Raw genomic sequence first — 13,416 nt, 5'->3', positions numbered from 1 at the left:
ATAAAAAGAAAAAATTATGATACGCGAAGCACAAATTCAGGATATACCCGAAATTATTCACGTGATTCACAACAGCATTCGTTCATGTATCCAGGACCATCAACGTAATGAAAGTGTGATTCAAACTTGGCTTGAGGAGGCAAATCAATCAAATATTCTAATGTGGATGCTTTACAACGACAGTTGGGTCTACGTCAGTGATAATCGAGTGGTCGGCTTTATTTTAGTCAGTGATCAAGGACAAATTTTACTGAACTATATCTGCCCAGAACGTCAGTACCAAGGCATTGGTAAGGCGTTATTGTTAAACATGATACACTGTGTCAGGAAAAAGAATATTACCGAGATCAGTCTAGAAAGTACTCATACGGCACTCGCCTTTTACCAAAAATATGGCTTTGTCACACATCAGGATTTTGAGCCTGCCGATGTTCCGCTCAAATTGGTCAAACAGCTCTGTTAGTAGAGAGGCAAACCTCATAAAAAGATAGATTTTCAAATAGGATGAATATGATAGGTGAATTTAAAAAGAGATCAATCTAAATAAGTATTGGCAAAGGATACTAGCGATAGCACCGCAAAGTTTTCACCGTTTACAACGGAGTATCAAGGCTTAAGTTGATCGCGTCCTGCCTGTTTAGCCATATATAAATAATGGTCTGCATGTTTCATTAAGGCTTCGATACTGTCGAAGTCATTTTGCTTATCCATCCATGCCATGCCCAAACTCAGTGTGACGTAATTTTTGTCATCCCCCCGATTAACATGTTCAAGTTGTTCATTACGCATGGCTTCGAGTACCAATTGCAATTGTTCTTGGGCAATCGCATACGGAACATCATGCATCAATATGGCAAACTCTTCTCCCCCATAGCGAGCCACATAGGCTGAACTTGGCAGGGTATTTTGCATGGTTTTCACGATCTGCTGTAACACCTCATCGCCTTTGAGATGTCCATAGTGGTCATTATAATTTTTAAAATAATCGACATCTAACATGGCAAAGACCAATGTTCGATGACTATGAAAACGGACTTCTGAATATAAACGTTGAATTTCTGCATTCAAAGCACGACGATTGAATGCCCCCGTTAAAGCATCAATACGAATTTGTAGCTCTAATTTTTTATTCAGCTCATGGAGCTGTAAGGTGCGCTCTTTGACTTTCTGATCGAGTGAACTGTTTAGCTCAAGCAGACTATTATTTAACTGCTCGGTATGCATCGACTGCTGTGCATAATGGTGCGATTGCTGAAACATGATCAACAAGGCATACAAACTGGTTGAAATGAACGATAAATTGACTGAATCAATCAAATTCATCATCAGCAAAAAGTCGTTTAAAAAAGTAATGCATAGGAAAATAACCGCGATTAAATTTAATTTTGAATACGGTTCTTTCTTTTTCAGTGTTACGTAAAAACCATAAGCAAAATTACTTAGAACAACGATCACATAGGCAAAACTGTAAGTTGCCAAAGGTTGAAAAATTTCAGGCGTCGAAACAAAAGTCACTGAAATATTCAACGACAACAGCAACATCGCGATCTGATAATTTAAGGTAAATAAATAGCGACGACTGAGCAAGTGGATATAACTTAAAAAGAAAATCGATGCCAAATAGGTAAATAAGTATTCTAATCGCGTGCCCCACAACCAATTAATATCGGTAAAAGTTGTATAGGCATAAGGTGCTGAAAATAAATTATGGAGTGCTAAAAAGACAATAAATAAGCCAAACACCAAATTACTTCGGCTATTGCGACCGCGTAAACCTCGAAAGACTGAAAATAGGATCGTAAATAATCCCACACCCAAGACGGCGCCAGACACCATCCCAATACTCATCATTTGTTGTTGGAATTGGCGGTTTACTGTCTTGGCGATACCAATACGCATGGGGTTTTCAAACCCGCCGTGCATACTGTTAAAACTTGAAGCCTGAATGGTTAAAGTGAAATATTCATCTTGTGCCACAAAATAGGCAATTCGCGGTGCATTCTCCGTTTTTTGTTCTGCTTCAGTACGCCCAACTTCTCCCAAACGAACGATCACATCACCATTTAAAAATACCCGATATGCACCGTACTGATTTGGAATCAATACCGCGATACGTCGGCCAATAAATTGTTTGGGAATTTGGAAATGCCCAGTGTATGTCCCAAAACCTTTACTGTCCCCTGTGATGTCTTTAAATGAAGCAGGCAGATAGACCGTTTGACCGACTAGAACTGAACTCGGAGACGTTAAAAATTGATTTGGATAAAACAACCATTTGCCTTGTAAGAGGCTACTGGTGTCTTCAGTGAAGTAGATTTGGTTAACTTCGTTTTGATGTTTTAAATAAAACGATTTAGGAGCAGTTTCATACTGTGCTTGAGCAGTCGATACAGTGAATGCCAATGTAAAAATAATAAAGGTAAGAACCCAGAACAATCTGGTGCAAGGCAACTGTAAAGACAACGGCTTTGATTCCTGCGTTTATACTCGAGCAATTATTCTAATCTACGGTAAAAGACAAAAATAACAACTACTATTTTATCAAATTGATCAATAACTTCCATGTCACTGATCTAAAACAGTCGCTGTATTAATCGCGAGTTTTTACATCATACAATTCAATCTCAAAAATAAGATTTGAATTGGCAGGAATTACATTACCCATTTTACGTTCACCATAAGCTAAATGTGATGGCACGATTAACTTACGTTTACCACCGACTTTCATCCCCATGATGCCTTGATCCCAACCTTTAATCACACGGCCAGTACCAATCACTGTTTCAAAATAATTACCACGATCCAGTGATGAATCAAATTTAGTGCCGTCTTCTAACCAGCCTGTATAGTGTGTTGTAATCAAAGCGCCTTTAACCGCTTCTTTACCTTCACCTACCACTAAGTCAATAATTTCTAATTCCGTGCTCATGCTCTCAACCTCAAATGCCGCAATCTAAATAAAGCACTATTATAAACAGAATCAGTCTGAACATGATGCCCTTGAATGCGTTAGAACTTACCGACTCAAAGTTGAGAACACAATGATTTAGATCAGTATGCAAATAAACATTTACTAGTAAAGCTCACATGTCTTGAAACATTTAGGAGTATTCCATTATCACTAAGATGCAATGGGAAGAAACGAATAAAAAATTTAAAGCGCTCTAAAAGTTTGAACGTTCATTGAATGAAGAAGTTTAAGCGCTATAAACAACGCTATTTACATAGCTAATAAAGAGGATTCTTCCATTGGCGTTACATAAATTGAGGGCTAGAAATTTTCCCGAATTAAATTTTTATTTTGGTTTTAGATTGACTGAGTTTCAAATCAACTTTTAAATTAACAGAATTGTATTAGCTGAAAAATAGTTATAGCAACAAGGATGCAAGCCTGAACTCACATCCATCGTGATGAATTAAATCACATCAAATGCTTATTGCAATTGTGTCCATTCAATCACCGCTTGAGCTTTATCACCAATCAAAGTCCATTCGCCATCCATTACGTTTAATTGTAAAGACATGGTTCGTTCGCATAACTCTTGAATGGCAGCTGTACTCGCTTCAGATAATTGCCAAATTTCAACATTCTTCAGGGTTTTCAGTTTGCTGTTGCGTTTATACCATTCGTCTACTGAAGAACCATAGGTAATCACAGCAACTTGTGGACAACGAGCACTGGCTTTTTTGACTTTATCTTCGTCAGGACAACCGACTTCAATCCATTTCACCAATTGACCTGTTAAATCTTTTTCCCACAACGCAGGTTCATCTGTTTCGAAAAGATCTTTGGTAAATTCTAATGCTTCGTCAGCATAGCGTGCATATGCCAAGACACGTACCATCAAACGTTCAATCGTTTCAGAAGGATGCAAAGCCATCGTCAATTGATAATCACCATATTGGTGTACATCCATATTGGCAATGTTCAAATCTGCTTTATAAATTGTAGCTTTTAGCGCCATGTGAAAGTCCTCAAATTTGGCGCTTAGCATATAAGATTTAGCAAGCTTTTGCTGCGTTGATTTACTTATTTCTCCGCTTTATCGGCATCGATACGACACTGCATTAAACGATCTTCAAATTCGAGCCATTCACGTTCAGTTTGGTAAATAATTTCGACACGATTATCGATACTTTCCTCGCTCGACTGATAATTAAACTGATCAGGATTAAAGTTAAAGGTTTTCCACCCTTGGTCTGTCTGAAAAATACCTTTGATCCGTAGCCAATCTTGCTGCTCACAGAGTAAATCTAACAGCTCAAAAAAGTCGAAAATCCATCGTTTTGGGAGTTTCCAACCTGCGACACTATAGCCCTGAGCGGATTCAACATAATGATAAGGCAACTGTTTAATTTCTGTGGGTACATCGACCAACATTTGCTTTTGCATCGCCAATAAAGGCTGAATTTTACGAGGACTTCCCATATAGGCAAGATCAATATTTGTTAGTTTTAAATCACCTTTTACAACATTGATCCATTGCTGCTGATACGGTAAATATGCTTGTTTGAGTCGTTCCAAACCAGCTTGATCGGCATCACTCATACAATCGACATGAGACACCACAACGATTTGTGCCACTTTGAGTTGATCGGCATACAGGTTTTGCGAAGTCCAATCTTGATTATGTAAGCGTGAGCCATCGACCACGGTCACCAATGCTCGCATGGCTAAATGCGGATGCCAATGTGGCTCAGTCAATTGCTCCAAAAGTTGTCCCGGATGCCCCAAACCTGTCGGCTCAATAAACAGTCGGTCGGGTTTCACCTCTGACAATAACCGTGACAACGCAATTTGCATCGGCAGTTGGCTGCTACAACATAGACATCCACCCAATAATTCCTTCACCGCAAAGCCCTGATCTTGCGGCAACATCTGTTGATCGACCCCAATTTGCCCAAACTCATTCATCAGTACGGCCCAAGTTTCGCCCGCTGGCTTTTGCTTTAATAACTGCTGTAAAACTGTGGTTTTACCCGCACCTAAAAAGCCAGAAATAATATGAACCGGAATCGCACCGTGGGTAGAAACTAATTTCAAAAGTGAGTCACTCAAATAAATAGCCAATGATTGATGGCCTTTACCATAATGATTTCAAAAAAATGCTGCAAGCCTAGTCTTCATTTCTCCGTCTTCATTTTCCTAAAGCATAGATCAGCCTAGTATCCGAGGCATTGAATGATGATCTGGCTGTTAAACAGCCTATTTATTCCATTTGCATGAATGCATGACATATCTGGTCACATTTTATTGGCAAAGTTAACTCTTATATTTAAAAAAATAGCCATATCGAAAAGAATCCTTACATTTGGATTTTAGTGAAAATTCTGGATTCAGCTTAATTACGACTTCGATGTAATCATCATGTAAACAATGAATGAATCATGAAGTCGATTTGGTCATTTTTTCTTGCAAAGTTAAATGAAGATTCCGATATTTTTTTACATTTAAAACACAGGATGGACGGTTATGTATTCATCCAGTTAACCAGTCTGTTTCACTTTGTTGCTCGCATTGATCACTCGGTTTTCTCGATTTAGCATGAGTTCTCTCCTGATGGACGTGATGATCTTTTCAGGACTTACTAAAATATATAAGGATGCTCAAAATGAAATTAACTCAAATTTTACTTGCTTCTACTCTAGCTGCTGCAGCTGCAACAAGTTTTGCTGCAAGCAAAGATAAACAAGAAGCACCTGAACAAGAAAAAGTAGTGGTTAGCACTCAAGAACAGCCAGGGACTGAAACAACTGCTGCTGAAGGTACTGCTGCTCAACCTGCTTCAGAAGCAAATGCTGAAGGTTCTGCACCAGCTCAACCTGCTCAATAATAGACGAATAGCGTACTCCACACGCTAAATTCATTTAGTCTGCTGCTCAACATTTATCCCTCACTAATAAAATGTTGTGCTAAATGAATTAAAGTCGCCGGATCATTGAAAAATGGTTCGGCTTTTTTATACTCAAAGCCACTGATTGATAGATTTTAATGATCGATAAATCATTCAAAATGATTGATGATTTTCATATAAATAAATATATATCACCCACTTAAAATAAAACCCTGCAAAAAACACGACAATTCGATTCATCGTTTCGACTTATGCCTAGCTTGTTGAAAGTCTCTGTTTAGAACTTAATAGTGGCATATGTGAAGTGATTGGATGTTTACGCATGAGCAATAAAGCAAATTACACAACGGAAGTTGCCATTCTGGGCGCAGGTCCTGTCGGCTTAACCATTGCAAACTACTTAAGTAAGCAAGGCGTCAATGTCACTGTGATTGAACAACTGGACAGCCTGATTGACTACCCACGTGCGATTGGTATTGATGATGAATCATTACGTACCATCCAATCATTAGGTTTAGTGGACCAAGTGTTACCGCATACGACACCGAACCACGCGATGCGTTTCTTAACCCCTAAAGGTCGTTGTTTCGCAGACATTCAACCGCTCACTCGTGAATTTGGTTTCTCACGTCGTAATGCCTTTATTCAACCGCAAGTCGATAATGTACTGCTACAAGGTTTAAAACAGTACGAAACCACAAATGTTTTATTCTCTCGTCAATTGTCTGATTTTAGCCAAGATGCCAATGGTGTAACGCTCAATATTCAAAATAAAGACGGTGAAGCTGAAATAATTCAAGCGCAGTATTTGATTGCTTGTGATGGTGGTAACTCTGTGGTACGTCGTACCCTCAACATCGGCTTCGATGGTAAAACTGCACCGAACCAATGGATCGTGATCGACATCAATAATGACCCACTTGCAACGCCACACATTTACCTATGCTGTGACCCTGTGCGTCCTTATGTATCTGCTGCTCTTCCACACGGTATTCGTCGTTTCGAATTTATGGTGATGCCTGGTGAAACTCAAGAAGAATTAAGCAAACCTGAAAACATTGCAAAACTTTTGTCGAAAGTACTTCCAACGACCGATGGTATTGAAGTGATTCGTCAGCGTGTTTATACCCACAATGCCCGTATTGCAGATAAATTCCGTGTAGACCGTATTTTACTTGCAGGCGATGCTGCGCACATCATGCCAGTATGGCAAGGTCAAGGCTATAACAGTGGTATGCGCGATGCATTCAACCTTGCGTGGAAAGTTGCAATGGTTGTACAAGGCAAAGCTGGCCCTGCGCTTTTAGATACGTACCAAGTTGAACGTAAAGATCATGCCAAAGCGATGATTGATCTTTCTGTAATGGCGGGTCATGTCCTTGCGCCACCAAAAAAATGGCAAGGTTTCGTGCGTGATGGTATTGCCTATGCGCTCAATTACATCAAACCGATCAAGCAATATCTATTGGAAATGCGCTTCAAACCAATGCCGAAGTACAACGATGGTGCATTGATCAATAACGGTGTTAAAGACTCACCTGTGGGTAAAATGTTCATTCAACCACATGTTCAACTTGAATCTGGTGAGAAAGTCCTACTTGATGAAGTCATCGGTAACGACTTTGCAATCATTGCTTGGGGCGTCGATCCCAAATGGGGTCTGTCAGATGCGACCATGAAAAAATGGCAAAAATTGGGCGTTAAATTTATCCAAGTATTGCCTGCTGTTCAACTTAGCAATGAAAATCGCACCAAGTACGACAATGTGATCACGATTGGTGATATTGGTACTGATATTCGTGGTTGGTTTGGTAAAACCACTGAATCTATTACGATTCTTCGCCCAGACCGTTTTGTTGCAGCGATTGCAATTCCACAAACTTTAGACAGCGTGAGCCAACAATTGTTTGCAAAATTGCATGCTTAATAATCCAAATAGATCTGCAAGAATTAAAAATCACCATGCATTAAGCATGGTGATTTTTTTCTATAATCACTATAAACATCGCATGCTATAATCGTTCAATACATAATTATAAGCTTCACAAAATGCAAAAAAGATTTCAGAAATTATTCATTTATAGTTTGTTGGGCTTTATTTTTATCTGTTCACTCATTTTCGTAGAGATACATCATTTTCATGCCAATAGTTGGTTACCTATTTTCGTTTTTTGCCTCTGTTTTCTTATTTCTTTGAATTGCTATTTATTACGCTTAGAAAAAGATGTGAACAAAAACGAAGAATCTAATTTTTTGTCCTTCCATTTATACATTTCATTTTTTTATTCAGTCATTGCCAGCTTTTTTCTCACCACAGTGATTCTTGCTTTATTTGCATTACAAACTCAATATTTTGGTCAAGATAAAAATATCATTCTAAAAGGCCAAGTCTATTCACCTACATTTACACTAGAAAAGAAGCCCTGCCGAGCTCGCCTTAAATTTCCCGAAAGTGGTTGGTCTACCTTCGCGTATCTCTGTCTAGATACCAAGAAACATAAATTTTCTGGTTATTACAAACTCCATTTGAAAACCAGTTTCGCAGGGGCTGCGATTCAGGATTATTATTGGATTGAAGATCAATTAACATATCAGCAGCATCGTGCCTTAGATATCGATCCTCAACAAAAAAGACTACTCGAAATATATGCCAAACTTGAAAGAGATTTAGGCCCACCTCTATCTGATGATGAAGCCCATGATTTTTTAAATAGACCCAACAACGATTGAGTCTATTTAATTTAGCGCAATATATGCCATACATTATTTATGGCAATAATTAAAATCGCTTTATCATCTTAGTGATTGATATTTAAAACTCTTTCTTTTTAGTTCTCAAAGAAAGAGTTATATGAATAGACATATAGCAATACCAAGTTCAGCCAACAATCAAATAAGCATCCAAGTTAAACCGACTGAAACCAATGCACATCTTTTACCGATTCACGTTGCTGAATCTGCTGAATAAAAGGTTTAAATTCATCTAAATATGGCAATATTTTGAATGAAATGGCATACACCATCCAATAAGCTAAATACAAATCTGCTGCGCTAATTTTATCCCCCAACAGATATGGCTGGGCCTGCACAAGCCCTGTTTTAATAAAATCTAAAAGTATTTTTTCATTACCAAAACTCAAACTGCCACGTTTCTCATCCATCAACTCAGTGCTAATGCCGACATTTTTCATGTCCATGTATTCAGTCAGCGGACCATGACAGAAAAACATCCATTTCAAATATTCACCACGTTTGGGATCATCCAATGCGGGTGCCAAACCTTTGTCACTGAATTTATCGGCTAAATAACTAAAGATGGCTGCGGTCTCACTAATCACGACAATACCATCGACCAAGCAGGGAACTTTGCCCATGGGATTAATCTTGAGATATGCCGCTTGATACATCTCTTCATATGGCACTTCAATAATCTCAACTTCTGACTCGATATTTAATTCTTTCAATAGATATTTAATTCTTTCAATAAAGGCAGAATGGTATTACTGCGTGAGCGTGGATTGCTGTAGAGTTTCATTGTTGGGTTCATTGTAGATATCCTTATTTTCTTCCTTGTTGTTCTATCTATGACTATACGCGGCTCTATGTAGAATTATGTTGCGTTCATCCCTGCTTTAAACACTTTCCGATACAATACGCCCGACTAATAATTACGCTAAATTTGAATCTATATTTAAAGCAAAAAGTATTTACTCCGACTTTCTGATAATCAAACAATTGAGCTCTACATCTATGAAAAATAAATATTTAATTGCCATGTTAACGGTGATTTTAATTTCAGGCTGTTCCAAGAAAACCGAAGAAATGGCAACTGAAGCCAGCGCAGATGCACAACCTGCTCAAGTCAGTACACAGCAAGATCAAGCAGCGGAAAGCACTTCCAATGAGCCGTCTACCACGCCTGCAACAACACAAAAACCTGAAACTATTTTAAATGAGCAGGTCAACCCAGCTGAAGCCTCACGTAAAATGGTACGAGAAGCCAATGTCAGTTTTGAGTCGAAAGATGTGGTTAAAACGGCCTTAGAAATTGAAAAACTGACGCTAAGTTTAGGCGGCTTTATTGAACAGAAAAATATCGACTTTGTGGTGCAAGAGAGTCAATCCTACCCGATTGCTGACGGCAAAATTAAAATCTTTGAAAAAGTAAATCCGCAAGCGGAAATGATCATTCGTGTGCCAAGTGAAAAAGCTGCACATTTCGTCAATCAACTGTTGCCACTAATGCATTTTTTGAACCGTCAGCAATATTCAGCAAAACGCTATGAGCTAAAACTACTCGAAGAAAAAATGTCGCAAACACAGGTCGTGCCCGACCATGTTGCAGCAGCACAAATCAATGAAATCTCACGACTGACCCGCTTAGAAGTTCAAGATCGTGTCCGCTATAGCACGATTGTGATTGGATTTACTCAACCTGCCACTGTCCGTGAACATATCGATATTAACCTTGATGCTATTGCGCAGTTAAATGGCGATAGTTTCTGGCAAAGAGCGTGGTACGGTATTCAAAAAGGTTGGCAATTTGTATTGAGCCTGCTGGTTATTCTCATTACGATTTGGCCACTCTATCTGATTATTATTATCGGTTTGATTGCCTACCGTGTGATGAAACCCTATTTACAAAAATGGTTTAAATGAATGAGCTGAACAAGCTCCATTCTTCATTTAATCTATGATTAAAAATACGATAAATAAAAAATCCCGAAGCGCTTAATTCGGGATTTTTTGTTTAAATCTTAGGGCAATATTTAAAGGCCTAGAAAAAACCCATATAGAACTGCTCTTTTAAGACTTTTAAAATCAATTCGATTGCATCATTTTTACGATCTTTTCGATAGCTTGCATACAAACCAATGGTCGGCAAAGGTTCAACCGTACTTTTAACCAATATTTTATCACCGAGCAATGGAATGACATAAGACGGTACCAAACTCCACCCCACTCCCATACCGACCAAATTGACATTTAACAAAATATTGGTCGAATGCTGTACCAAGTTCACATTCAGTTTATTTTGCTTAAAGAAATCCTGAATAATTCGGTATAGCTCAGGTGATGAATGTTCATCGCTAATAATAAAATCCTGATTATTCATGTTTTTAATGCTGATATGCCGCTGTTCTGCCACAGGCGAATTTTTCGGCACAATCAGCGCCAAAGGCTCAGTAAAAATCTGAACAGATTCTATATCAGGGCTTTCTTCGACATAACGGGTAAAGGCAATATCAATTTCCCCTTTACGCACTGCGCTGATCTGATCGACATCCATTAAACTATGAAAATGAATTTTTAACTCAGGAAACTGAGCTCGAATATTTGGCATGATATAAGGAAAGACCTTCATTTCAGCCACAGGAACAAAGCCGATATTCAGTTGTTCTTTACTGAGCTGCGCAATTTGACGCGCATCAATCATAGCTTTTTCTGCATGCTCTAAACTCAAACGCGCTTCTTTTAAAAAGGCCTGACCTTCTGCAGTCAGTTCAACTTTTCGGTTGGTTCGCATCAATAATTGCACCCCAACTTCCTGTTCTAGATCTTTAATTTGCTGACTTAAAGAAGGTTGCACAGTACACATTCGCTGCGCAGCCTTGGTAAAATTTAGCTCTTCGGCAACCGCAACAAAATATCGTAGATGTCGTAATTCCATTATTCAGCTCCTAAAGCACTGCGTTTGAATTGGTTTGCCACGAATAGACGATACATCCACGTAGTGAACAGCACCATCACCGCACAAAATAAATAGGTTGCCTGAAATCCAAAGTATGCAATCAGCGCCCCCATAATGACCGAACCGACAGCAAGGCCAATATCAAACAAGGCAAAAAAGGTGGATATCGCATGTCCCATTCGGGCTTTTTCTACCGTTTGAATTGCGACCGTTTGCAGGCATGGGAACACTGAACCGTAGCCGATGCCCATAAAAACTGCCGATATCCAAAGCACCCATTGATTCGTGAGAAAACTCACAACCACCAAACCAATGGCAAAGCAAATAAAGGATGGATAGATGACTGCGCTCGGGCCTTTGCGATCATAAACTTTGCCAACCCAAGGACGGACGATCAACATCGATACGGCAAAGACAATAAAAAAGATACTGGTATAAGCGAGTAAATGCTTCAACTCTGCATAAGCGGTGATAAAACTCATCACACTCGAATATGCAAATGCGGTCAGCAATGCCACAAAACTGATGGCAAGTACCCGTGTTTCTATCACATCACGCCATTGGATGGCTGCGGATTGGCTCGCTTGATCACTTGATTTATGCTGTACGTGTTCTTGTATTTGAACTAACCACGTAAAAATATAGCCCACTGCAACCAATAAGGCTAATACTGCAAATAAGGTACTAAAACTGCTGAATTGAATCATACTCAGCGCTAAAAATGGCCCGATCACCACGCCTAAGTTAGTCGACATGACAAAGTAGCCCATGCCTTCGCCCTTTCGATGATCTGGGATGTAATCATTTACGATGGGAACATTGACCGTGGTTAATATACTGAACCAAAAACCATGTAAAAAACGAATGACCAACAACGACCACATGCTGTCAATCCACAAATAACTCAGCGCAAAAACGACAAAGATCAAGCCTGAAATACGCACAGAATTGGCTTTACCAAAACGTTCAATGATCATGCCGGAAAAGGGACGAATCGCAATGGATGACACCAAAAATAGCGTTAAAGCCATACCCGCTTGCTGAATCGAACCACCCAATTCTTTCATAATATAAATGGGCAATATTGTCAGCAGCGCAAAGTAATAGCTAAATAAAAACAAGTTATTACACAGACAAAAAACGAAAGACTTGTTCCATAGCGATGCCTGATGTTGAGTAGTCATGAGGTCATTTCCTCGCTGCTACGCGTGGCTTGGGACTGCGTAAAAATCGGGTTTAGCGCCAACTGCACCAGTCGCTTGATATAGTCTTCATCTGGCTGGGTATTAAAGAAAATGATCTGATAATGAATCGGGCCATACAACATGTCCAACATGAGTTCGAAAGGATAATCCGCCCGAATTTCGCCTCGTTGAATGGCCAATTGGATCAGCTCACGTGTCGCTTCTCGTCGAGGTAACAAATACTGTTTAAAAAACTCACCCGCTGCTTCACGATGCTCCGCCAAAACCACGAGCAATGCTCGACCCACGTGCTGATTTAAAGCCCTTGATAGTTTGAGCAATTGTTGATTTAGATTGAACTCTAAACTTTGTGATAAATCGAGTTCAAACACCGAAGCAGTGTGCGCTTTAAAAGCATCGAAAACCAGATCGGACTTATGCTTCCACCAACGGTAAATCGTCGATTTTCCCACGCCTGCACGAGCCGCAATATCTTCAATGGTCATGCTTCGATAATCACTTTCCGCTAAAGCATCTGTGACTGCCTGTAAGATACATTGCTTACGCCGAGAAGTTTTTTCAGTTTCACTCATAACATAAAACGAAACGCTACGTATCGTTTTATATTAAACGGTATTGGACTGAATGACTATCTTTAACTGAGCTTCGAAGAATAAACTTTAGT

Annotated in this window: 12 protein-coding genes and 1 pseudogene; 5 read left to right on the top strand and 8 right to left on the bottom strand. The window is 39.3% G+C overall.

Going from position 1 to position 13,416, the window contains the following annotated elements; genetic code table 11:
* Positions 1-16: 16 nt before the first annotated feature.
* Complete coding sequence (locus FTU80_RS00665; RefSeq protein ID WP_180041948.1) at positions 17-463, top strand: GNAT family N-acetyltransferase; 447 nt, start codon at positions 17-19, stop codon at positions 461-463.
* A gap of 143 nt (positions 464-606) precedes the next feature.
* Here the strand turns inward: FTU80_RS00665 and FTU80_RS00660 are convergent, their stop codons facing one another.
* The 4 genes from FTU80_RS00660 to FTU80_RS00645 all read right to left on the bottom strand — a co-directional run bounded on the left by FTU80_RS00660 (position 607) and on the right by FTU80_RS00645 (position 5,044).
* A complete protein-coding gene (locus tag FTU80_RS00660; RefSeq protein ID WP_180083811.1) occupies positions 607-2,403 on the bottom strand; it encodes a diguanylate cyclase domain-containing protein in 1,797 nt (598 codons plus the stop codon).
* 187 nt (positions 2,404-2,590) lie between these two features.
* A complete protein-coding gene (locus FTU80_RS00655) occupies positions 2,591-2,929 on the bottom strand; it encodes an FKBP-type peptidyl-prolyl cis-trans isomerase (RefSeq protein WP_078191421.1) in 339 nt (112 codons plus the stop codon).
* 505 nt (positions 2,930-3,434) lie between these two features.
* Positions 3,435-3,965, bottom strand: coding sequence for a YaeQ family protein (locus FTU80_RS00650; RefSeq protein ID WP_168379277.1), 531 nt, complete (start codon positions 3,963-3,965; stop codon positions 3,435-3,437).
* A 65-nt stretch (positions 3,966-4,030) separates the two neighbouring features.
* Positions 4,031-5,044: a GTP-binding protein gene (locus tag FTU80_RS00645; protein WP_180083677.1), complete on the bottom strand. Its 1,014-nt coding sequence runs from the start codon at positions 5,042-5,044 to the stop codon at positions 4,031-4,033.
* A gap of 568 nt (positions 5,045-5,612) precedes the next feature.
* Here FTU80_RS00645 and FTU80_RS00640 point away from each other — a divergent pair.
* The 3 genes from FTU80_RS00640 (at position 5,613) to FTU80_RS00630 (ending at position 8,585) form a co-directional block, all read left to right on the top strand.
* Positions 5,613-5,834, top strand: a complete 222-nt coding sequence (locus tag FTU80_RS00640; RefSeq protein ID WP_180083674.1) for a hypothetical protein — start codon at positions 5,613-5,615, stop codon at positions 5,832-5,834.
* Positions 5,835-6,177: 343 nt separating this feature from the next.
* Positions 6,178-7,782, top strand: a complete 1,605-nt coding sequence (locus FTU80_RS00635) for a bifunctional 3-(3-hydroxy-phenyl)propionate/3-hydroxycinnamic acid hydroxylase (protein WP_180083671.1) — start codon at positions 6,178-6,180, stop codon at positions 7,780-7,782.
* Positions 7,783-8,081: 299 nt separating this feature from the next.
* Positions 8,082-8,585, top strand: a complete 504-nt coding sequence (locus FTU80_RS00630) for a hypothetical protein (protein WP_180083668.1) — start codon at positions 8,082-8,084, stop codon at positions 8,583-8,585.
* A gap of 176 nt (positions 8,586-8,761) precedes the next feature.
* Here the strand turns inward: FTU80_RS00630 and FTU80_RS00625 are convergent.
* Positions 8,762-9,390, bottom strand: a pseudogene (locus FTU80_RS00625) (glutathione S-transferase family protein).
* 215 nt (positions 9,391-9,605) lie between these two features.
* Here FTU80_RS00625 and FTU80_RS00620 point away from each other — a divergent pair.
* A complete protein-coding gene (locus FTU80_RS00620) occupies positions 9,606-10,514 on the top strand; it encodes a DUF4349 domain-containing protein (RefSeq protein ID WP_180083663.1) in 909 nt (302 codons plus the stop codon).
* A gap of 118 nt (positions 10,515-10,632) precedes the next feature.
* Here FTU80_RS00620 and FTU80_RS00615 read toward each other — a convergent pair whose 3' ends face one another.
* Genes FTU80_RS00615 through FTU80_RS00605 form a run of 3 tightly spaced genes read right to left on the bottom strand, consistent with a single transcriptional unit; the run spans position 10,633 to position 13,324 of the window.
* Positions 10,633-11,526 carry a LysR substrate-binding domain-containing protein gene (locus tag FTU80_RS00615; protein WP_078191428.1) on the bottom strand — a complete coding sequence of 298 codons (894 nt, stop codon included), beginning with the start codon at positions 11,524-11,526 and terminating at the stop codon, positions 10,633-10,635.
* Positions 11,526-12,731, bottom strand: coding sequence for an MFS transporter (locus tag FTU80_RS00610; protein ID WP_180083660.1), 1,206 nt, complete (start codon positions 12,729-12,731; stop codon positions 11,526-11,528). Before FTU80_RS00610 ends, FTU80_RS00615 begins: the two co-directional genes overlap by 1 nt.
* Positions 12,728-13,324 (bottom strand): TetR/AcrR family transcriptional regulator, encoded by a 597-nt coding sequence (locus FTU80_RS00605; protein ID WP_180083657.1) that lies wholly within the window; start codon positions 13,322-13,324, stop codon positions 12,728-12,730. Before FTU80_RS00605 ends, FTU80_RS00610 begins: the two co-directional genes overlap by 4 nt.
* Positions 13,325-13,416: the final 92 nt, after the last annotated feature.

Origin of the sequence: Acinetobacter sp. YH12145, from assembly GCF_013418335.1 — a bacterium.
In the GTDB taxonomy this organism is placed as follows: domain Bacteria; phylum Pseudomonadota; class Gammaproteobacteria; order Pseudomonadales; family Moraxellaceae; genus Acinetobacter; species Acinetobacter amyesii.
Note: the sequence above shows the minus strand (reverse complement) of the source record. Positions and strands in the feature narration are given on the sequence as shown.